17 protein-coding genes are annotated in these 23522 nt (G+C 36.9%); 9 read left to right on the top strand and 8 right to left on the bottom strand.

The features are described 5' to 3' along the window. Positions 1 to 125 precede the first annotated feature (125 nt). From VSA01S_RS09285 to VSA01S_RS09275, 3 genes are all read right to left on the bottom strand, one after another. Positions 126 to 2150 (bottom strand): GNAT family N-acetyltransferase, encoded by a 2025-nt coding sequence (locus VSA01S_RS09285; protein ID WP_039981832.1) that lies wholly within the window; start codon positions 2148 to 2150, stop codon positions 126 to 128. A gap of 266 nt (positions 2151 to 2416) precedes the next feature. Beyond that, entirely contained in the window at positions 2417 to 3391 is a 975-nt protein-coding gene (locus tag VSA01S_RS09280; protein ID WP_039981833.1) for a ParB/RepB/Spo0J family partition protein, read from the bottom strand. A gap of 6 nt (positions 3392 to 3397) precedes the next feature. Beyond that, positions 3398 to 4615 (bottom strand): AAA family ATPase, encoded by a 1218-nt coding sequence (locus tag VSA01S_RS09275; RefSeq protein WP_039981835.1) that lies wholly within the window; start codon positions 4613 to 4615, stop codon positions 3398 to 3400. Between the two features lie 1186 nt (positions 4616 to 5801). On the opposite strand from VSA01S_RS09275, the gene VSA01S_RS09270 reads away from it, so the two are divergent. The 4 genes from VSA01S_RS09270 to VSA01S_RS09255 all read left to right on the top strand — a co-directional run bounded on the left by VSA01S_RS09270 (position 5802) and on the right by VSA01S_RS09255 (position 10345). Continuing rightward, positions 5802 to 7772 (top strand): replication initiator protein RctB domain-containing protein, encoded by a 1971-nt coding sequence (locus VSA01S_RS09270; protein ID WP_039981836.1) that lies wholly within the window; start codon positions 5802 to 5804, stop codon positions 7770 to 7772. An 879-nt stretch (positions 7773 to 8651) separates the two neighbouring features. Continuing rightward, positions 8652 to 8837: a hypothetical protein gene (locus VSA01S_RS09265; protein ID WP_039981846.1), complete on the top strand. Its 186-nt coding sequence runs from the start codon at positions 8652 to 8654 to the stop codon at positions 8835 to 8837. A gap of 331 nt (positions 8838 to 9168) precedes the next feature. After that, the gene (locus tag VSA01S_RS09260; RefSeq protein WP_039981837.1) at positions 9169 to 9393 is read left to right on the top strand and encodes a DUF3283 family protein; all 225 of its coding nucleotides are present in this window, start codon (positions 9169 to 9171) and stop codon (positions 9391 to 9393) included. Between the two features lie 235 nt (positions 9394 to 9628). Then, positions 9629 to 10345 carry a YebC/PmpR family DNA-binding transcriptional regulator gene (locus VSA01S_RS09255; protein WP_039981838.1) on the top strand — a complete coding sequence of 239 codons (717 nt, stop codon included), beginning with the start codon at positions 9629 to 9631 and terminating at the stop codon, positions 10343 to 10345. Positions 10346 to 10408: 63 nt separating this feature from the next. Here the strand turns inward: VSA01S_RS09255 and rodA are convergent, their stop codons facing one another. Next, entirely contained in the window at positions 10409 to 11509 is a 1101-nt protein-coding gene (rodA, locus tag VSA01S_RS09250; protein ID WP_039981839.1) for a rod shape-determining protein RodA, read from the bottom strand. A gap of 426 nt (positions 11510 to 11935) precedes the next feature. On the opposite strand from rodA, the gene VSA01S_RS09245 reads away from it, so the two are divergent. Both VSA01S_RS09245 and VSA01S_RS09240 read left to right on the top strand, forming a co-directional pair. Beyond that, positions 11936 to 13036, top strand: coding sequence for a NapC/NirT family cytochrome c (locus tag VSA01S_RS09245; RefSeq protein WP_039980267.1), 1101 nt, complete (start codon positions 11936 to 11938; stop codon positions 13034 to 13036). Position 13037: 1 nt separating this feature from the next. Further along, positions 13038 to 15458 (top strand): molybdopterin-dependent oxidoreductase, encoded by a 2421-nt coding sequence (locus VSA01S_RS09240; RefSeq protein WP_039980265.1) that lies wholly within the window; start codon positions 13038 to 13040, stop codon positions 15456 to 15458. 149 nt (positions 15459 to 15607) lie between these two features. Here VSA01S_RS09240 and VSA01S_RS09235 read toward each other — a convergent pair whose 3' ends face one another. Next, a complete protein-coding gene (locus tag VSA01S_RS09235) occupies positions 15608 to 17269 on the bottom strand; it encodes a methyl-accepting chemotaxis protein (RefSeq protein ID WP_039980264.1) in 1662 nt (553 codons plus the stop codon). Positions 17270 to 17539: 270 nt separating this feature from the next. Then, entirely contained in the window at positions 17540 to 17929 is a 390-nt protein-coding gene (locus VSA01S_RS09230; protein WP_039980263.1) for a thiol-disulfide oxidoreductase DCC family protein, read from the bottom strand. A 447-nt stretch (positions 17930 to 18376) separates the two neighbouring features. On the opposite strand from VSA01S_RS09230, the gene gltS reads away from it, so the two are divergent. Continuing rightward, a complete protein-coding gene (gltS, locus tag VSA01S_RS09225; RefSeq protein WP_039980275.1) occupies positions 18377 to 19612 on the top strand; it encodes a sodium/glutamate symporter in 1236 nt (411 codons plus the stop codon). A gap of 89 nt (positions 19613 to 19701) precedes the next feature. On the opposite strand, the gene VSA01S_RS09220 is transcribed toward gltS, so the two are convergent. Beyond that, positions 19702 to 20793: a flavin monoamine oxidase family protein gene (locus tag VSA01S_RS09220; RefSeq protein WP_039980262.1), complete on the bottom strand. Its 1092-nt coding sequence runs from the start codon at positions 20791 to 20793 to the stop codon at positions 19702 to 19704. A gap of 128 nt (positions 20794 to 20921) precedes the next feature. Here VSA01S_RS09220 and VSA01S_RS09215 point away from each other — a divergent pair, with 128 nt between their 5' ends. Further along, positions 20922 to 21491, top strand: coding sequence for a TetR/AcrR family transcriptional regulator (locus VSA01S_RS09215; RefSeq protein WP_039980261.1), 570 nt, complete (start codon positions 20922 to 20924; stop codon positions 21489 to 21491). An 88-nt stretch (positions 21492 to 21579) separates the two neighbouring features. Then, entirely contained in the window at positions 21580 to 22941 is a 1362-nt protein-coding gene (locus VSA01S_RS09210; protein ID WP_039980259.1) for a tetratricopeptide repeat protein, read from the top strand. Positions 22942 to 23021: 80 nt separating this feature from the next. On the opposite strand, the gene VSA01S_RS09205 is transcribed toward VSA01S_RS09210, so the two are convergent. Next, complete coding sequence (locus tag VSA01S_RS09205) at positions 23022 to 23411, bottom strand: hypothetical protein (protein ID WP_145993875.1); 390 nt, start codon at positions 23409 to 23411, stop codon at positions 23022 to 23024. Positions 23412 to 23522: the final 111 nt, after the last annotated feature.

Genomic DNA, 23522 nt, shown 5'->3' with positions numbered 1-23522 from the left:
TATTGTCTTGACTCATGTTGCCTAGGCTAATGAATGTTTAGAAAGCGTCTCTTTACACTGTAAATCAATAAACAACTAAAGTCTTAATGACCAAGTTAGGTACTGACGTGATCAGTTCAAAGACTTTACAGTGTAAATTGTGCCAGCTGCTGCCGAAGCTGCTGCTTTAATTCAGCCTCAATTTGCTTGCGTCCTGCAAAGCCATACTGATATCCACATTCAGCCCAACTTAGATTTAGAATCACTTTACTGATCATTAAATCTGAAACATTACTGAGCCCTACAAAAAAGAGCCACTGCGAAAGCCAAACAGAGATCGATTCATAACTACTTCCACCTGAGGCATATATTTTTAAAAGATTGTATTTAGCTGAATGAGAAAACCCCAATGTATTCGAATCCGAACAAAGTGCACGTAAAATTTCAGGTTCCAATCTAGGATAAATGATGCCTGCACTAGAGCGTATTATCTCATCGAAAAGTTGATGAGCCTCGCTTATCCAAGGTAAAGGTCGTGAATAAAGAGCACAAACCATTAGCAATGAGTAACAACCACTCGCAGCATCGCGCATCGTGCCCAACCGAATTGGAGAAAAATCACATTGAGACCAAAAACTCACGACATCTTGAGTGGCAGCAAAACTCGTAGACAAATAGTCAATATGAGCAGGAGCCAATAATTTAAGTTGTGCTATCATTCTCTGACCAATTCCTTGACCATGAAGAGAAGGATGAACAGCAATCCTCATAATACGAAGTGTTGCTAATTGACCCACATCGAAATGACCAAGCTGGGTAATCATTGTAATTGGTGTTAAATGCCCTTTGGGACGTCTTTTACCAAGTTTTATTTCTTCCACTAACCCCTGCTCTAACTGCCCTTCTTCAACAGTTAATAAGACACCAACCAGACTCTCTTGTTGTAAAGCAACATACAGCGAACATTTATCGTCTCGTAAAAGGTGTAAGAGATCATTCGGTGATGTTTGATAATGGGCATTAACCAAAAGTGAAAAGCATTTACGCAATAAATCAGGATTTGCTAGCAACTGTAACTTCGTAAGCTTCTGAAGGGTAACGGTAGGTAGGTCTAAAGCCGGTGCCTGGTCCAGCTCAGGATTTAAAACAAAAGCATCGTAAGACCATAATTCAAGTGGGTCGTTGTCTGCCCAGCGGATAGGTTGTTTTAAATGGAGGCTGCGCATTCCTGGCCTTGCGTTTTTTAGCCACTGAGTAAATTTTAAAGTAAAGCCCCGACCGCTGCCTTCATAACCATGAATCGTGCTAGAAAATACGAGTCGATGATAGTGCTGGGTGATTTGTATTAACATTGGAAGAGGTATAGCAGATGCTTCATCAACGAGTAACAAATCACATTCAGGCTTAGAAGACAATAATTCATCAGGTGCAATGTATTGAATGTAACCGTCTCCGACTTCTACCCTACCTTTTTTCTTATGCGAGATTGTAGAATCTGAACGCTCAAATGCATGATAAAAAACAGGGGCAACAGCCGCTATAGTTGGTGCAGTGATAAGAATTCGCTGAGATTTATCTGCTAATATTTTAGCGCAAGCAATTCCCAATGCACTACTTTTTCCACGGCCTCGATCCGCCGTTAAAACAAACGGACGCTTACGATGACCATTGATCACTTTGACAATCGAATCAACCGCAGCTTTTTGTTCAACAAACTGTTCAGGTGGCTCTAATTGCATCAAAGTGGGTAATGCAGGTAAGGTATTATTCTGCTCAAGGGGAATCAACTTTTGCCACTGCCTTTGCATCCACAGCTCATCACTTAATACATTTTTTTTAGAGGTGGTTAACACAATCAATAAACCACCACCTACTAGAGCTCCCAAAGCAGCCATAAAACTGTTTGCATCAAAATCTTTACGAGCATCAAATACTAGTACATCGCACTCTTGACCTAACAGCCGCGAGCCATGTTTTAAAGCGACACATTGAGCATTGTCTAAGTACATATCCCCCAAATAAAACCATCTTTTATGGTGCTGTATGTTATTAAAGGCTGTGATAAGTTCATTTTGCCACTTCTCTTCACCATAGAGAACAACACCAATACGCTGAAAAGTAAGAAATGACTCAGTTTGCAGCCGAAAAAGATATTCAGAATAGATACACATCAATTTTTCCAATTTAAAAATAGATAGCAATTACGTTGCCATACTCAAACTTGCTTCGTAATAAAAACTGCGTCATACATATATAGCAGTAATCTTAAGTGTAACGCTCAGTAAGATAAACTGACTTTGAGTTAAGCTTATTAAAGCCATTTGAAATAAAACTATCGTATTATTTTACCACATCTAAAAAACTCAAGATTGTTTAGATAAGAAACGAAAAAACCGCCCGAAGGCGGTTATTGATAGAAACTTTATCGTGAACGATGTTATTTCATTTTTTGTCCAATGAAATTAAGAATATCTTCTAACAAGTGGTCATCCACTTTCTTAAGGTCTAGTTTCAAGTTAGATCCTTTTCTGCTGTAACTAACGCGATCTTTTACGAGCACTATCTTTTCTACTTTTTCTGACGATTTAACAGGTGCTAGATCTGCAATCCAGTGCTCAATGCTCTCTGTGACTTCTTTAGTCAAACGAGCTACCCCTTGTGCAGAACTCCGTTGCCATAAATAGCCATCCGATGAACGACATTTATCGAGCAAGCTTTGCTGCTGCGATTTATCAAGCATTGAGAATTGTTTATGCAATTTCACAATTGTTGGGCGTCCCAGGTCGCCAACATTTGGGTACGCTTGCAAAAGCTCAAGAGGCAAAGAAGCCGCTTTTAATGCTCCGCTAACAAGTGCTTCACTACACTGAAAAATCTTAGCTAACGCTTTTTGATCTTCCGCCTCCCCACTCTCTAGTTTAGCGAGCATTTCTTTACCTTTTTCATATAAAGAGAGAGGCTTATGTGCATTCGCAACATCCGATAAAAACTTAGCATGATGAGTGCTAATGTCTGTACCAACGTAAACCAAAAAATCTTGTTCAGCCAATATACATGACATGCGACGACGACTGCCGTCTAAGATTTCAATTTTACCATCATCAGTTCGACGACCTACCGCTGGATATTGTTGACCACGCTCTTTTAACGTGATTAAAACATCAGATAATGCATGTTCATTTAAAAAAGATTGTTCACGTGCATTATTTGCAAAGACTAATGTATCTAGTTCAACACGATCAGCAGGAATACGGACTAATTCAAACTGAACGGTATTCTCACCAGCAACAGCAAGTTCAATTGTTTGAGTTTTTTCTTTGGCAGCAGACTGAGCTTCTTGAGGAGTTACCACACGACGCTTATTGGTTTTACCAAATAGTTTTGCGTTTAATTCAGACGTTTTTAATGCCATATCTTGTTACCCCTGATTTAATGACGACCAATTTGAATGCAAGACACGTTCTAGTTCCAGTGCACTCTTCTGAACAGCATCTTGTGCAGTTGCTAATGTCTTTTTACCACCTTCAAAGTCACTAACTGTTAAATCAAATACTGTACTATAGGTGTCAGCACATGTTTCAAAAGCTCGGCTTCTAGGGATTGTCGCCATCATCACTTGATCACCTAATAGGTAATTCATTTCTGTCAAAACAGATACCTGTTTCTTATTATCATCTTCGAACATGGTCGGCATAAGACGAACAAACTCAAGCCCATTCCAATCATCAGGAAACATTTCGTAGACAGTCGGTAAATGCTGAAAAAAGTTAACCGTTGAGGCCCAATCAAGTCGTTTTGCTGCACAAGGAATTAGCAAGGCATTGGATGCATACATCGCATTCCAAACAAGCGGGTCAACATGAGGACCTGTATCAATCATAATAATATCGAAGTCATTCGATATTTTATCGATAAGTTCTTCTTTCAGTAGTCGAACAATATCTAATGAAGGATCTTCAGATAATGTTTGCCATGCTTCAGCATTAAACATTGCATCCTCAGGGAATGCTGATATGGATTTAAGATTTGGATATTGAGTTGGAAGTAATACATTCTTGTGTAAGAATTCACCGTCGATATCTACACCATCTGGTACATTGCCTAGCATAATATCGACTGCAGAGTAGATATTGTCATGCTCCGCTACGCTAATTTGAGGATTCAAAAATAAACGTAATGAACCTTGTGGGTCCAAATCTATCAAGCAAATACGATAACGTTTATCTAAATTTAAAGCTAAACATGCCGCTAAATGAACAGCTGTCATTGATTTACCTGTTCCACCTTTCTGGTTTTGAACATTGATAATCCAAGGTTTATTCTCTGAATTTATTTTACGCTCATAAAACTTAGGAACTTCAGCCGAATCCATTAACATATGCGCTTCTTCAAGGCTGATAGAGTAATGATTAGCATTATTCTTCGTGAACTGATGGCCTTCAGCTTCCATTTTACCAATAGCTTCATCAAGCTTTCGACGAGTTAATCCGGAACGAGTCTCCATCATCGCTTTAGACATAGGAGGAAAATAATTATCACTTCTCTCTTCTAAAACAATTTCTATACGATCAGCTTGAACTTGCTGGGTAAGCTCCGCTAACTCTAGAAGATTCTTAATTGTTTTTTCTCTTTTCATGCCAATTTCCGTTGGAAAGTAATCTATTCATAATAGTACAACAAAAACACAATAAAACAACAAAAAGCTGAACATACATTTATAAGAATAATCGAGTGACAAAATCAGTTAAAAAACACTTTATGACACGATGGAAAAGAGTATATTTCCTTTGCAAATGACCAAACAATAAAAGTGTTACATTGTCACATATTTACATTGTAAATATTAATATCTTCGGAACGATAATAAAGCCAGTTTAAATTACGGTTAATGGCAAATGAACCTTAAAAAAGAAATAATTCAAAATAAACGTGAGAATAATGACTATCCTTGATCATTTTTCCAAAGTAAATGAATGCAAATATGGCTACGACATAAGAACGATGATCAAGGTAATAAAAAACGAGCTCAATTTTGCATAGAATTTGATGAAGCATGATCAAGGAGTCTGTAAAGGCTATCACTTGTAGAGGTCTTATAGAAACAAGATCAAAACTTACGGAAATATGATCAAGATAGAAATTGTTTCGGAAGCATGAGTATTACTAGTTAAATTACGGGTAAATGCAGATAGAACGGGGGTTTAGTAGAAAATGATATCCAAAAAGTACTTATAACTTGTATTTCTAAATCAATAATTGAATTGAACGTTACATTGATCATGCTTCCAATATTTTTTAAACATTGATTTACTCATAATTTTTATCCATAAAAAAAATTTCACAGTTTAAGATGCTATGAGTGATGAGGAATCGGAAAAATAAACAACCTTGATCATTGATCCGAGACTAAAGATAGGAATATAAAACAATATAAAATTAACTTATCAAGCTAAGATCGTGATCAATTGTGGATAACCTGTTCAGATATCATGATCATTCTTTCAAATTACATTTGATCATTTTTTCATATAAATGATGATCATACTTACGAAGAAATTTGATCATGTATTCGAGATTGGTATGATCATACTTTCATTAAGAACTTGATCATGCATCCATACGAGTAAAAAAGTATTAGCCTAAATAACAATGGTTTACGGGAAAACAAAGCCATGGATCAATAGATCATATAATCAATTAAGATCAAATTAATCAAAAGATCTTATTAAAAGAAGTAGAAATTTTTTTCTTTATTTATGATCTGTTTTTCTTTATCCTTCGGAACTATGATTATACTACGGTGAACGTGAACTAGAGTTGAAATAATGGCAGACGAAAAAACTCTGATTAAATCTCCAAGAAGCCACAAAGATGGTCATTTATTTGAAGTCAATGAATCATCAGCAGATTGGGTTCAGCAATACCAACACTTTAAAGGCGTCACCAAAAGTATTCTCGAACTTTTAAATCTTATTTCTTTGAAAGGTTTCAATAGCAAAGATGGGCTAGTTTCGACCACTGAAATTGTTCAATCGACAGAAGGACAACTGACCAGGGCTGCGTTACAGCAACGCTTAAGAACTGCTGTAAGCATTGGATTATTTACTCAAACACCAGTTCGATTTGAGGAAGGTCTTGCTGGAAAAACAATGTTGCATAAATTTGTAAATCCCAGTCAATTAATTTCTGTACTCGGAAATACCAGTCTTGTTACTGAAAAAGTTCGACAGAATGAAAAACAAAAGCGCTCTAAAGCTCTTGCTCAAACACACGTCAACAAACGTTTATTAAACGAACACGGGCTTAATACTCCACCAGTAATGAAAGATGAAGCTGACCAATTCATTGTCTCACCAACTAACTGGGCTGGAATTATTGACCAAGCATTAGCTCCACCTCGGACACGCAAAAGCTATCAGAAATCTTTGGTTTCAATATCAGGAACTAAGGCAGTCATTGAAACACGATCATCCAAAAATATTATGACTGTAGATGATCTTATGACACTCTTTGCATTATTTACATTAACAGTTCAATACCATGATCATCATAAAGATCAGTATCAAATGGATGCTATACACGTTCCTAACAAGACACCATTATACATCACTGATATTCTATCTTTACGGGGTAAAAAAGACAGTGGTCCTGCAAGAGACTCAATCCGTGACAGTATTGATAGGATCGAGTTTACTGATTTCCAGTTACATGAATTAACAGGGCGTTGGTTAAGTGAAAATATGCCCGAAGGTTTCAAAAGTGATCGTTTTAGATTTATAGCGAGAACAATCACAGCATCTGAAGAAGCACCAACTGAGGGTTTAGATGGTGAGATCAAGATCAAACCAAATCTTTATATCCTAGTGTGGGAACCTTCTTTCTACGAAGAGTTATTAACTAGAGACTATTTCTTTTTATTCCCCCCCGAAATTTTGAAGCAACATACATTGGTCTTTCAACTTTACTCTTTCTTCCGAAGCCGTATGGTTCGTCGACATTCTGATTGCATGTTATTAAGCGAACTAAATCAAAAGCTGGCTCGAAACATTGAATGGCGTCGATTTTCTATGGATTTGATCCGTGAATTAAAACGATTATCTAAAGGGAAGGGGAATGATGATTTGTTTGTCGTTAATCTCTGGGGCTACCACTTAACGATCGAAACAATGCTCAACAATAGTAAAGTGATCGATTATCAAGTCGATATTAAGTGTGATGTCGAAGAAGTACTTCGTTATTCTCGCGCAAAAATGACTAATGCCGGCAAACGTAATATGGCACCGACTTTACCCAACCCACTTCGTAATGAAATGGTAACCAAAAAACAACTTGATGATCTTTCAGGTATTATTGATGGTGAGTTTGAGCCAATTAAACGTAAAGCAACTTCTTCAAAAGGTAAATTAGGCCGTCGTGTAAAACAGAAAAAGCACTTAGTAGAAATTAATGCAGATGAAATTACTATTACTCTATCTAAATATACCTCTTTAGAAGCTCTAGAACGCAGTATAACGGCTTTATCTGCCATGACAGGGCACGCGTATGCTTCAATTAAAGAAGAGTGCTCAGAGTTCATAGAGAAGCTAGATTGGTTAAGAGTTGAAGATCAGAAGATCTCATATGAAACATTAAGTAAAACAGTTGAGCTTTTTAATAGTCAAACTGAAGCCAAACACCTTACGATTGAACGTTTGATCGCAGGACTGGCAGTAAGACGTAAGATATGCCGCCAAGTTTATGAAGGTCATATTGATGATGTCGTTATTAGAGCCTTAGAAGAGATGGCAAGTTAACAAGGTTAATCGACAGTACATAAAAACATTGCTTACTTTGATTATGCTTGGTTAGCATAGAAGTTTATAAAGTTCATACTTTGCGCTAACTTTTAGCTGACAACGATATTAATTATTCTGAATAAAATATGTTTTGAACAGACACCCCTTTGTTCTTTCTGATGATTAATTTTGGCTATGTTTTATTAGCATTTAGTTTTGCGAGCTTTTTGTATAGAAAGCTCGCTTTTTTTATCAAAATCTAAGGTCATCGCAAATTACAGATAGGTTTTTTCGTTATTAACATCACTGAGTTTCATAAGAATACAAGGTTGTTAGCTTTAACCTTGATCATGCTTATGCAATTCGTTCCATTTTAATGACTCCATTAATGCAATATGAGTATTGATCAGAAAGTTGGCTTGTTGTTGCCATTTAGTCTGATCATCTTGGCGTTGACAATGGACCAAACACATTCTGCGGCGCTTGGTATAGAATCCTTCCTAAAGAATCTTCTTGATCATCTTTCCGATGATAAATGCCACTCTGAAACTATGTGTAACCAAGTTGATACTCCATATTTCCTCTTCAATTGAACATCTTAGAATATCTAACTTTAACTATATACCCAAGTACAGCTATAACATGAATCTGCTATGTTTGATTTTATTTGATAGAAGCTTATATACGTTGAATGTAAGAGGCAGGTCAAAATATTTATAAGGGAATAATTTCATCAATCTAATCTTTTCAAAGTCACTATGCAAAGTGTAAATGTTGCTTCTTTTGTTGAGTTTGCTAAATATTGCTAATGCTCACATTTTATTACCTTTTTTGTTACTTCTATACAAGGGCTTTGATATAGATAAAGCACTTAATCTTGGTCTATTCGGAGGAAGTATGTCTATTAATTCTATCGACCATGAAGAAATGAATAACATCACCAACAAATGGGAAATCCCAGAAGGTAATACCAGTAAAAGTGTAAAGTCTGCACAAGCAAGACGCCGTATTGAAACACTGCGTGAAATTAGGGATAGTGGTCTAAGCATAGAAGAAGCAAGAGAAATGGGACTTATTCACTAATTCAAGTTGATGATTTCTCGGCCTGTCTAGATAGTTTTCTTTGCAAATCAAAGGTAACTCCTTAGTTGCCTTTGATTGTTTTTTGTTCTTATTTACAGTGTAAATAAGATTATTATTTCCTTAGATAACTTTTTAATATCAATGTAGATGTGCTCACTGTTAGATGATATCTTTTTCCTTTAACTCAATTAAGCTGTGTTATTCAGAGTTCAGCTCTTTTATGCTGCTTGGCATAGCGGAAATTGACTTATCATTACTCGTTTTTCTTCTGTTCAGTGATTACTGTATGTTATAGTGTGCGACCAGTATTTAACGTACTTTGAGGCTGCACATGTCGTTTAATCTATCTTTATTGCCTTCTAATGAGAAAACAAAAATTGAGCTTGATAAACAGGCATCGTTTTTAGTTTGGAGAATTAAAGAGTCCAAATCTGGCCATGAAGCCATAGAAGATGCATTAGCTAAGATTCACGATGTGAACGAAAAGCAAACCTTTCAAGAGGCAGTCGATAAGTACAAACGGGTTATGGGTGTAATAGCTGGCTCACGTGGCTAAGCTATTTTAACAGCATTGAATAAGGTTACCCTTTATTTCTTGCTGCGTGTATTCTCTTGCCGAGTAAAATGGAAAAATTACCATTTTTTTGCTAGAGTTTGATGTTATTTCGTAATGATTTTGCAGCAGATGTGTTTCTTTTTAGTTGTATTAGAAACTTAAACAAAATGTAACCACGAAAGTTCAATAAACCTAAAATCCTTCGCATTAAATTTAAATTTAGAGAGACATCCCGATGGGAAGAAGTTTTGAAGTGCGCAAAGCCTCAATGGCCAAAACTGCAGGCGCAAAAATTAAAGTTTATTCCAAGTACGGTAAAGAAATTTACATGTGTGCTAAAAATGGTGGTTCTGATCCTGATATGAACTTATCATTGAAACATCTTATCGCTAAGGCTAAAAAGGACCAAGTACCAGCACACGTAATCGATAAGGCGATAGATAAAGCCAGCGGCGGTGGCGGTGAGGACTATGCACCAGCTCGTTATGAAGGATTTGGACCTGGCGGTACTAGCGTTATTGTCGATTGTCTGACTGATAATGGTAACCGTACTTTCCAAGATGTACGCCAGTGTTTTGTTAAAGTTGGTGCCAAAATTGGTGTTGAAGGGTCTGTGTCTCATATGTTCGATCACCAAGCTGTTTTTCAGTTCAAAGGTGAAGATGATGAAGTAATTCTTGAAACTCTAATGATGGAAGACGTTGATGTAACGGATGTAGAACTGGAAGATGGTGTGATTACGGTATTTGCTCCTCACACTGAGTTCTTTAAAACTAAAACTGTTTTAAATAGTACTTTTCCTGATTTAACTCTTGATGTTGAAGAGATTACATTTGTTCCTCAAACTCACACTCCAGTGACTGGTGAAGATATTGAGAAGTTCCAAAAATTCTTAGATCTTTTAGATGACTGTGATGATGTTCAGCAGGTTTATCATAACGCAGAACTATAAAATTCTTCGTTGCTACTCTTATAAAAAGGCTTCCTATGGGAAGCCTTTTTATTACGATCACATTTAAAGCTGTTGAGACTTCAAGTGATGGTTATATTTTAAATCACACAGCGACATAATGACACCAAAGCATAATCCTTGAGTGAGCATTGCAGTACCACCGTAGCTAAAGAAAGGCAGTGGACTCCCCATAACCGGTAATAAACCACTCACCATCCCCGTATTAATAAAGGCATATAGAAAGAAGCTCATGGCTAGAGTTCCACTAACCAACCGTGCAAAAAAGTTGTTCGATTGACATGCGAGAAAGATGATTCGAGTCGTAATGAATACATACAGTATAAGCAGAAAAAGGCAGCCCAAAAATCCCCACTCCTCCGCGTATGTAGAGAAAATGAAGTCAGTATGACTTTCTGGAATAAACCCTAGTGTACCCTGAGTGGCATTCATCCACCCCTTTCCTTTTATTCCTCCAGAACCAATAGCAATCAATGATTGGATTATCTGATACCCAGAGCCAAGTGGATCCATTTCAGGATTTAAAAATTGAATGATACGGCTTTTTTGATAGGACTCCATGACGAAAAACCAGAGAATAGGGAATGTGATAAGGAGTCCAATCAAGAATCCACTGATAATCCTCCAACTCATACCAGCAAAAAAAAGTACAAATAAAGCGTATACTATTGTAAATACAGCACCATCTAAATCAGGTTGAAGAGAAATTAATCCAGCGGGAATCAGAGTAATCACTAAACAAGTGACAATTTTGTACACACTGGGTCGTCCCCCCTCGATATGAAGAATCCAAGCAATCATTAAAGGTATAGCAAGCTTAACTAACTCTGATGGTTGAAATCGAAAGAAGCCAATGTCCAGCCAACGTTGAGAGCCATTTGTGCTATCTCCAAAAAATGTTACGGCCAGTAGTAAAACAATGGTTGCAAAATAAAGGTAGGGTGAGGTGCGTTGATAGTAGTTAGAGGGAATAGACGACATTAATGTAATTAACATAAGTGTAATTAAGCACCGAATAAGGTGTTTAATTAATATGGTTTCATTGAACCCACTCGCGCTCCAAAGTGTGAGTGAGCTTAAAATCATAAGTGGAATAATGGCCAATATCAAAGGCAGATCAAGTCTTGGAAAGAAACGCTTGTTCATTTTCTAAAACCTATAAATATTCGAATAGAGTTACATAGCTCTTAGCTATCGTAGTGTTAATGAATCCAATAGTGGCAGCAAAACAAGAGTGAATTTAGATAAGAAATTCCGATAAATCCTGATAAGAAAAAGTGCCCCTTGTAAGCGATGGTTTGCATATGTACACTAGATTGGTACTTTATTCCATTATTTTTATGTGTATAAATGTTTTCGTAACACAAGCACTTGATGTATAAAAGTTGAAATTAAACTATGTAGGATGGTTAAATATAGAAAAATAAAGTTAATAAAGTTAATAAAGTTAATTTTCATTTGTAAATATATTAATGTCCTTATAGTGATACTTTTTGTTCTCTACTCGATACCTTGAATATGATGTGAAAACTACAATAACCATTAGTAAAAAATGGTTATTAGGGGCATCGCATGATAAAAATAAAAAGGAAAACAGTCCTCTTTGTTATTATTATATTTATTCTATCTTTGTGTATATTTCAAACAACAAACATTGTACTTCATAAATCATCTGAAACTGAATTTTGTATATCTTGTCACTCAATGAAAATTCCCTATGATGATTATATAAAAAGCTCACATTATACTAATAAACATGGTGTTTCAGCTCAATGTAAAGATTGCCATATTAATGAACAGAGTAATATTGAATATTTCACGGCTAAGCTTGGTGGAATAAAAGATATCTGGTTTGAGGCAACAGGAAAAATCGACACTAAAGAGAAATATGAAGAACACAGAATGGAAATGGCTCAAAATGTTTGGAAACAGATGAAAGCCAATAACTCAGCGACTTGCCGTAGTTGCCATTCTTACGCAAAAATGAATTTCGAAAAAATGTCCTCCAGAGCAAAACAACAAATGCAGATAGCTGCAAGTAAAAATCAAAGTTGTATAGACTGTCATAAAGGTATTGCTCATACTTTGCCTAAAGTTAAATCAGATACTTTCACAATTAATGAGTTAAAAATTGGTGCAACTGCTTATACAACAACAATTTCACCACTTTATAATGATCAAGATTTTACGGAAATTAAAGCTAAAATATTGCCTTATACTCAGTTTAAAATTTTAGATAAAAATAATGGCGCAATAAAAATAGAGCTTACTGGATGGCGAGAAGCTCATAAAAATTTACTTTATGCTATTAAAGGGAAGCGAATTACTGATGCTGTAATAAGAGGTTTGGAAAGTATTAATAAAACTGGTCAAACTTATTATAACAATACAACAAAAAAGTCTTGGAAAGAACTAACTGTGATTGCTTGGATAAAGGATGTTTCTGTGACATTGAATATTAATCAGCAATGGGAAATTAATAAATTCGAATATGAGTCTAAATGTGCACAATGCCACCAGAAAGTACAAGAACATCATTTTAGTAGTAATGATTGGCCAGCTCAATTTAAAGGTATGGCACGTCAAGCTAAATTGACGAAAAATGAAACTCAAGGAATATTAAAATACCTTCAGTATCATTCATCCGATCAATTAAATAATTTGGGAAAATAGAATGATATTAACACGACGTGATTTTCTTAAAAATACTTGTTCAGTAAGTACTCAAGTAGCACTTGCTTTACAATTAAGTCCTATCGCATTTGCATCTCAAGCTGATTCTAATTTGCAGCGTATTTTAACAGGTTCTAAATTTGGCATGTTTGACGCGGAATTAGAAGGTAATAATATCAAAGAAGTTACTGTAGATAATAAATATTCTCAGATGGTGTATCATGCTTACAAAACTATTAATAATTCATCAAGAATTCAATCACCAATGGTTCGTAAAGGCTACCTCTCCGGGGATAAAAGTGATCGTGGCAGCAATGAGTTTGTCTCTATTAGCTGGGAAAAAGCAATTGATATTCTTTATCAAGAAATAGAAAGAGCTCAATCGAAGCATGGCCCATCATCGATATTCCCTCTATCACACTGGGGTATGTTTGGCCAGTATGGTAATTGTGGTACAGCAATGCAGCGTGCTCTTAACCTTCATGGTAAGACAATGAGCTCAATGGGCTTTTACTCTTTTGCGGCTGCTGAATCTATTTTACCTGAGATTGTTGGTGATCTTGAAGTGACATCTGAACAAACAACTTTAAATCACGTAGTAGAACATACAGAACTGCTGATCTTATGGGGTTGTGATCCGATCAAAAATTTAAAAATAGGGTTAAGTGTTCCTGATTTTTCTCCTTATCAGTATTGGCAACAAATAAAACAAAAGAGTGAGCAGGGAAAAATAGAGGTGATCTCTATTGATCCTATTTCAACCGATACTCAAAATTACCTTAATGCTAAGAATATTGCTATAAAGCCACATACAGATACCGCTTTAATGCTGGGACTTTGTTATGAGTTATTGGAACAAGGAACCTATGATCAAAGCTTTATCAAAGAATATACAGATGGACATGAAGAGTTTTTTGCCTACTTAATGGGGGAAAAAGATGGCGTGAAAAAGACGGTAGAATGGGCATCCAGTATTTGTGGTTTGTCTGTTACTACTATTAAATCACTTGCCAAAAAATTCACTAGTAAGCGTACTTTGCTTTCTAGTGGGTGGTCTGCACAACGTGCGGAGCATGGAGAGCATTATTGTTGGTCTTTAGTTGCTTTAGCATCAATGATAGGTGAAATCGGCTTACCTGGTGGTGGCTTTTCTTTTGGATATAATGCCAATGATGCAGGTGCTGCAAGCTCTAATGGGTCTAGACTCGGCGTAATGAGTGCAACGATTAAAGGTACTGCGCCTAAGTATGACAAGCCCTATACGAGTACTCCATATTTTCCGACTTCACGTATTGTTGATGTTATTAATAATCCTGGAAAAGTAATACCCTTCAAAGGTAGAGATATTACTTATCCTGATTTAAAAGTCTTTCTTGTTGCTGGTGCGAATCCGCTATCAACTCACCAAGATACTAATCAACTCAAAAAAGCGTTAAATAAGCTCGACTTTATTGCGACGATTGATTGCCAGTGGACTGCAACCTGCCGCTTTTCTGATTTAGTGTTGCCAACAACCACAATTTGGGAACGTGATGAATTAATACCTTACGGGAACGCAACTAACCGTGGTGTTATTGGAATGAAAAAGCTTGTAGAACCTATGTATGAGGCAAAAGACGACTTTGAAATATGGCGTCTATTTACTGCTAAATTCGACAGAGACACGCAATTTACGGAGGGTAAAACTCAAATGCAGTGGCTCAAAGAGTTTTACGACAAGGCATATACTGCTAATCAAAAAAGAGGTATTAATATGCCTGTCTTTGAAAAATTCTGGACTCAATATAGCGCTATATTTGAATATCCAGGACAAAATGATTATGTGCGTTATGCTGACTTTAAAGAAGATCCAGATCTTGATGGCTTAGCGACCGATTCTGGATTAATACAGCTATTTTCACAAAAAATAGCCAATGCAAAACTTAAAGATTGTCCCCCTTATCCAAGTTGGATGGAAACATCAGATTGGAAAGAACGTTCATCAGGGGAATTTTTTCACTTAACAACATTGCACCCTACCAATAGGCTTCACTCACAACTTTGTGGCGTTAAAGAGTTAAGAGACCTTGTTAATTGCAATCAACATGAGCCACTTTGGATCAATCCTGTTGACGCAAAAGCATTTAATCTTGCAACTGGTGATATTGTTGAAACATACAATACGAAAGGGAAGGTATTACTGGGTGCCATCGTTTCTGATAAAGTTAGTCAAGGCGTATTGGCAACACAAGAAGGAGGCTGGTATAGCCCTGATGGTGATACGTGCTTATACGGTAATGCCAATGTATTAACAATGGATAGAGGGGCTTCATCTTGGTCGCAAGGGCCATCAGCACAAACTTGTCTGGTTAAAATCAAAAAATACCAAGGACCAAAGCCAAATATTGATTGCTTTGATGGCCCAAAAATTATTAAAGCATAAAAACCTCGGAGCAAGGTGAGTCGCTTCAATAGTACTCAACCTTGCTTTGTAACTTTACATTTTCTCTACTTTTTGTGGTGAATTTAAAAACAAATAGACAAGAAAAAACAATGTTATGTAATGAGTGACAGCTTATGTCAGTGATTTATCTATACCTTGAAACGTTCTACTAAATCGTAGAGTTGCGTGGCTTTTTCATGTAAATGGCAACTGCTTGACTTATTTTTATCAGTCAGATGAGCTGATTCGCTGCTTTGCTGCGAGATAATTTCAATACGCTTCGCAATGTCTTGTCCAACCTGGCTTTGCTCTTCAGTTGCGGTAGCAATTAAGGTGTTCATATCCATAATATCGGCGATAGCAGCTTGAATTTCTTGTAAAGCATTTGAGGCTGCACGCGACTCCAATACGGTGTTTTGACCTCGAGTTTGGCTGGTGTTCATCGCTTTGACAGCGGCATCTGATCCAGACTTTAATTGCTTTATCATTCTATGGATATCACCAGTACTATCTTGAGTTCGACTCGCAAGTTGACGAACTTCGTCTGCTACAACAGCGAAACCTCTTCCTTGCTCACCAGCTCTTGCTGCTTCAATCGCAGCATTGAGAGCAAGTAAATTCGTTTGTTCAGCAATATCTTGAATGACAGTTAATGAAGCAGAAATCTGTTGTACATCTCCTTCTAAACAAGCGATCACTTTACTGGCCTCTAAAACTTCTTGTGCAAGTATTTCTACTGATTGCGTTGCAGAATCGACAGTATATTTCGCTTGTGATGCATGGTCATCTGCATTTTTGGCTGATAAGGCTGCTTGATTAGCATTGCTTGAGATTTCATGAGCTGTTGCTGTCATTTCTGTCATTGCTGTTGCAACTTGGTCCGTTTCCTGATGCTGCTGAATGGTCAAGTCATCGACTTTCATAGCTCGCTGAGACATATTTGTACTCTCGGCCACCACTTCTTGACCGACATGGCTGACTTGCTTAATGATCGTCTGCAAACTCTGGACAAAATCATTAAAATTACGGCCAAGTTTCTTGAGTTCTGGGACACTTGGTTCAGCCATTCTTGCTGTTAGATCGGCTTCACCTTGAGCAAATGAATATATTGAGTCACTAAGAATTTGTATGGGCCTCATAATGCTTCGGTTAATTGGTACCGAAATAAGAATTACTATTGTTACAATAGCAAAACAAAACAGTGCAATAGCCGTTAAGGTCATATGGAGGTTTTGTTCAGCAGTTGCATTCATGTCATCAATAATAATATCGACATCATCCGTATAAAACCCAGTACCTATTGTAAGGTCCCATTCAGGAATGAATAACGAGTAACTTAACTTAGGTAATGCTTCGTTTTGATTCAGTTTAGGAAAAAAGTAAGTTGTAAACTCACCTGTTTTTGCATTTTTGATCAGATCTTGAATTAAGTAATTGCCCTTATCATCCTGTAGGTAATAGAAATTATCCCCAACACCTTGGAGGTCCTGGCCAGCAAAAATACGTGTACCTTCTGAGTTATAGCCAAAGATATAGCCTGATTGGCCAAACTCTAGCTGTTTGAAAATTGGTAGAACTTCTTCCAGTGGTGCGTTTCTATTTAGAAATGGAGTGATTGAAGATTGTGCAATTTGAATATAACTCTTTAGTTCCTCTTTCTTCATTTCCATTACTTGATGACGTATTGATGCTATTTTTTTATCGCTGTAATCGGTGGTTTGAAGATAAGTGAACCACATCATACTAATTGCCATTACTAAAATAGGCAAAATAGAAAGGATATACAGTCTTTGCTTGATCGTAAAATTCATTGAGATTTCCTTCTCTCTATCATTATGTTTAACTCGTGATTGGAGGATACTTCCTGGGGTTGATCTTTCACCAATTTGCTCTGAAAACTCGAATAGGCACCTAAAGCGAGTAACTTATGAGGTAATTGCAGAGACTTTCTTTGCTTTATGAACAGCTTTAGGTGAGGCACGTATTGTAACTGTGGATAAAAGAATATCTAAGATGGTGAAAGTTAAGAACCGCAATGATGTGAATTTAGACCAATATCGCAGTAATTTTTGTATCAATTATTATTTGCGTGAACAAGTCCCATTTTTACAACGGTAACTACCTGTTAATAAAAAGGATATTTTGTATCTATTGTTTGCAAATTGAACATAAAACCAATCAGCAATGGGTTTCACGAACCACCAACGAAGTGGCGCATAAAGCCAGCCAAGTCCAACAAGTTGCCAAGCTTTGTGAGCAGCGTCTAAACCCAGTAAAAGTTCACCTTGGCAGGTAATGGCATGTAAAATAGTGTTGGCTTTCTCTTTGTCGATAAATGGGTAATGGGCGAAAGCATCACTGTTAATATCAACTGTTATAATCTGTTTTTTTTGGTCACGGCGAATCAGTGATTGCATTTCCTTAACGCACAGTGGACAGGTACCATCAAAAAAAATAGTTAATTTACTCATTATTGTTCTTGGTCAGTTATTTGAAACTCAGTTCTTGTACGATAGTTCGCACTTAATTGTTCAGCTTGTTAGAAAAAGTTTACTACTTTGTTGGAGGACCAGTAAACAGTTCTTAAGCAGGTTTATGGAACTATTGTATAATTTAAATTCGTCATTTAATTAGATTGTTAATCTGAGTAATAGTTAGTTTTAAACTTAAAGAAAGGAGTGAATACTTACTAAAATCTCTATGGTATTGATTTAGTTTGCATTGTTACAATAAAATTGATTGAGTATTCTTAATGAAATTTATGTTAAGAGTGAAGATACCACCGCAGATGTCTCTGACAGTAAACGACTATTTTGTGATGATTTTCTACGATTTTTGTAACAAAACTGGTTCCATGACAAGATGGAGTTAAGGCTAATTCATTACGGAGGATGAAACTAACGACAACAAGAGGTGATATGAGTCATTTAATTTCTGTAGGTGCGCTTGAATCTTTTCTGGTCGCAATCAGTGTGCTTTTCTTGGGGCATTTTATTAATGCAAAATTACCAATTTTAAAAAAATTTAATATTCCTGAACCCATCGTTGGTGGGTTAATCGTTGCCTGTATCATTACCATCCTTCATTTCAATGGCATAGACTTACAATTCGATCTACCTTTGCAAAATACCTTTATGCTGATGTTTTTTGCTACAGTTGGCTTGGCAGCCAACTATACTCAATTGATCAAAGGAGGAGCTAAAGTCTTTATTTTTCTTTCTGTAGCTTCACTTTATATCATTATCCAAAATGGTGTTGGAGTGTCGCTTGCAGCTGCGTTAGGGCTTGACCCATTAATGGGTTTGATTGCTGGTTCAATTACTTTATCGGGAGGGCATGGTACGGGAGCTGCGTGGTCACAAACGTTTCATGATGTTTATGGATTAGACAATGTTTTAGAAATCGCAATGGCATCCGCTACCTTTGGTCTTATTCTTGGTGGTATTTTTGGTAGTCCAGTTGCACAACGTTTGGTAGAAAAAAATGCCCTAGAGTCAGAATATGGGCCTGGTGGGCGAAATGCAAAAACCCATGAAAAATTTCCCGAGCTTGTGACCTATAACGAGTATGAAGAAGATAAAGTGACGGCAAAAAAAGTCATTGAAAAGCTGTTTTTCTTACTCATTTGTGTTGCGGGTGCTAAGTATGTCGAACAATGGGTCAATACATTTGAAATTAAATGGCTGATGATTCCTGACTTTGTTTATGCTTTATTCATTGGCGTTATCGTTACCAATTTTCTGGAAGTGACAAAGCTTCGTAAGCTCGATACTGAAACAATTGATATGCTTGGTACGGTGTCTTTGTCATTGTTTCTTGCTATGGCACTGATGAGTTTGAAGCTATGGAATGTTTTTGATTTGGCCATTCCATTTTTAATTATCCTTGCGGTTCAATCAGTGGTTTTAGCGATTTTTACCTACTATGTTACCTTTAAAGTTATGGGCAGCAACTACGATGCTGCTGTTATGTCTGGTGGCCACTACGGTTTTGGCTTAGGTGCTACACCGACTGCAGTAATGAACATGGGCTCGATAGTGAACCGTTTTGGGCCTTCACCACAAGCATTTATGGTTGTGCCAATTGTAGGAGCCTTCTTCATCGATATTGTTAATTTAATTATCTTACAGGGCTTCATTTCTTTCCTGGGGTGAATTTTCTCCCCTAGAGTGCATCGTAAATATGGTACTTAGGGGAGATTCAATCGATAGAGATCGATATTATTTATACGTGCCGTTATCTGTTAATCTGAAATTACTTTAATGACGGTTTCTGCCGCTTCTAAAGCACCTTCGATAAACCCACCAAATTCTTCTGCCGACTCTGTTCCTGCAAACAAAAGGCCTTGCTGACCAAGCTGTCTTAATGATTTACTCAGTCCATAACGAGGGTGGTATCTAGGCATTGTCTTATCTAATGCTGTTGCTGTGTAAATTTCCTTCGACCAATCGAACAATTTTATTTCTTTAACATCTTCAGCTTGTGAACCAAAGAGTCTGACCAATTGCTTAATTGCCATTCGCTTGAGTTGTGTTTCTCCCAGTTGTGCTCGTGTGTTTGCATCGAAGCCGATAAAGCCAAATAAAGCGCCATGCCCTTCCTCCGCAGTAGCATCATGAATCTCTACAAGGGGGCCTTTTTGGCTACTGGCATAGCCTGATAAGCCATTGTTGCGCCAAAAGGGCTTATCATAAATAGCAAAAAACTTAGCGTGTGCCGCCATCCAAGTATCGGCATTATTTAAATCATTGATGGCTTGTTCAGGCAGAGTCGGTAAAAAATCAATATTATTTGCGACCAATCGATGTGGAAGCGCAAAAATAACCTGTGCTGTATAAAATTGCTCGTGTTTATTTTGGTTTAATACGTCGACAATATAGCCTCCTTGTGCTTGTTGATATATTCCTTGCACCTGATGGTTATACTTGATGTTGTCTGAGGAAAGTTGATTATTCATCCCTTTTATTAGTTGATGCATACCACCAGCTAGACGCATTGATCTGGGAGCAGAAAAAAGGTCAGATGAAATACGCTGTACCTTATTGTCCGCTTGTTCCAGTATCATGTCACCGTTTTGATACTGAGGGATGATTGGTAAGGCGAGGTCATCAACCAGCTTAGTTACTCGAGGGTTGATATTTGGCCAAAACCAAGAAGGGCCAAGATCAAATCTATCGTTATCATTCGTTGGCGACTCTGTGAGAGAAGAAAATATTCTGCCACCGTTACGTTCACGAGCTTCAAGTAATAAGTAACGTTTGCTTATCTTTTCAAGGTGTGTGGCTATAGAAAGGCCGCTTAGTCCAGCTCCTACAATAATGTAATCGTATTTCATGTTAACTCCCATTTAATCTACTGATAGGTAGATTATTCTATTTTTTGCTGCCGTGCAATACCTACTGATAGGTAGACGGTGCTGATATTGTTGTGCTAATATAAGAAAAAAGTTTAATTGGAAGGCAAATGAAAGAACTCAGCCCAACAGCAGAAAAGATCGCAAACCTTGCCGAAAGTTATATTCAGCAACGTGGATTTAATGGCTTTAGTTTTCGCGATATACAGAACGAACTTGGTATCAAAACGGCAAGTATCCATTATCACTTTAAGACTAAACAGGATCTGGCCGCAATTGTGTTTGAGCGATACCTCGCTAACTATGAAGCGATGCTGTATCAAATTGACAACAGTTCAATGAATGCAAAAGAAAAAATTGAGACTTTAGCTGATGTTTTTGTAAGCGTTAGAGAACAAGACAAGTTGTGCTTATGTGGTATGTATGCATCTGATTTTTATTCATTAGCGAGTGGATTAGAAAAATTACTGGCTCGATTTGTTGAAGTCAATGAACAGTGGCTAGAAAAAGTTATCGAGCAAGGTATTCACAATAGTGAGTTGATCTCGAGTGTTAAAGCTGATGAGGCAGCGCGATTAATTTTTGTTGCTCTTGAAGGTAGTATGCTTTTATCACAGTTCAAAGACGCAGATTATATTCGATCGGTTAAAGACAGCTGTCTGGCTATGCTTGTTGCATAAAAACAATATTTAATGATTAGTAAATGCCTTGTTAAATCCTAACTAGGCTTTTTTATGAGAACTTAAACTATCTATTAATAGGTAAATAATGACTAATGATAAAAGAATGCTGGCAACCAGCGGTATTGATGAGACTGGAATAGTATTATTTGAACGTGTATTAGAGGACACATTAACATTTCTGCCTAATGCAATGAAGGATTTAGAAGAGTTACTGAATGTATACCCAAGCTTCACACTAGGCTGGATTTTTAAAGCCTATAGCCAAGCCAGTGATGGTCGGCGTTCTACGCTTCCGTCAATTGCAGCAATGGCAGTAAATATCGAAAATACAGCAGTAGCAATGAACCAACGTGAAAAATTGCACCTGATTGCTTTGCAACAATGGGCTCAAAATAATCTAAAAGCGGCACTTGATACATGGCAGCATATTTTGAGCTTGTGGCCGCTTGATATTATTGCATACCGACAATTTACCGGCCAAGCATTCTGGTTTGGTCAGAAACAACGAGCTTTACAGGTTTCTCTTCAAGTCCTTCCATACTGGGATGAGAAAGTTCCAGGGTATTGGATGTTTGCAGCTGCACATGCATTTGCATTAGAAGAAATGGGGGAATACCAGCTTTCGGAAATATTTGCTCGGCAAACGTTGGCAATAAATCAGCGAGATCTTATTGCAAAGCATACCATTGCTCACATTTTTGAAATGCAGGGAAGAACCCAAGAAGGGATTGATTTTTTACAACAAAGTAGTGTTTCATTTTCTGAACATAATGCATTTCGTGGGCATTTATGGTGGCATCTTGCGTTATTCCACCTTGAACAAGGGGAGCCTGAACAAGCTTTAGCTTTATTCGATCAACAGATTTACCCTCAAGATTCTTCACTCTATCTTGATATCCAAAATGCAGCCTCTTTGCTTGCAAGGCTAGACTTTGTCGGAGTTGATGTGGGGGAGCGTTGGCATAAATTACTCGGCGCTGTCAAAGATATCAGTGGTGATAGCTCAATTATGTTTACAGAGCTACATAATGCGATGGTTTTGGCTAAGGTTGGTGAAATAAAAACTCTCGAAGCCAATATTAACCAGATTATAAATCAACCATTCACAAGGCAAGAAGTTGAACTCTCAAGCGGCACTAAAATAATGCAAGCTATCGCTGCTTATCATCAAGGTGAGTTTTTAAAGGTTATAGAGTTAATGGAACCAGTACGTGAATTACATTATAAACTGGGTGGAAGCCATGCTCAACAAGATGTCATTTCTCAATTTTTGCTGATGGCTTATGCTCAATTAAAGCAGTGGGACAAGGCTTCGAGTTTATTAAAGCATCGTTATATTGCTCGATCACAAAGTGGTACAGATGAATATGTGAAACAGAAATTTATGGAGTTTGACCGAATACATGATATTGATGTACTTCTGCCTCATTTGGTTAAAGTAATCTAGCGTGAGTACGATCAGAATGACTGTAAATATTTGGGGCTATATGAGTAAGCCCCACTTTACGCTGTATTTTCAATTGCGCTTTATCTTACGATTACACCTCTTGCCTTAATAACTTCTTCACCGGTCCGATCGTCAACATCTCTTTCTATCAATAATCTTACATCTCTATCAATGATACTTGGATTTATCAATATATCTTTTACATTACTTGGTGTTTCTTGATTAATGATGACTCTATTATTTGGCTCTGTCATTTGTATAAATGTCACATCACCACGAGATACGATATTTGATACTTTTCCAAGGAGAACTTCTGCATGAGAAGTTATTGGAAATAACATAGATGTTATTAATACGGATATGGTTTTTTTCATTTTTAATACCTTTAAAATCTGAAATATAGTGAAATAAATACTATGTTTACTTTCGCTGAAAAAGCCATCAAACTCTAATAAATATTTATTTTCCATGATGTTTATTATAAAAATTTAAAAAATAGAAAATACACTTATCAAGTACCATACTTTTATAATTAACCATCTGCCATAAATGAAATCTGAATATTCCTTATAAAACGTCAA

This window comes from Vibrio sagamiensis NBRC 104589, assembly GCF_007990935.1.
GTDB classification, from domain to species: Bacteria; Pseudomonadota; Gammaproteobacteria; order Enterobacterales; family Vibrionaceae; genus Vibrio; species Vibrio sagamiensis.
This window is presented reverse-complemented; position numbering and strand designations above follow the sequence as displayed.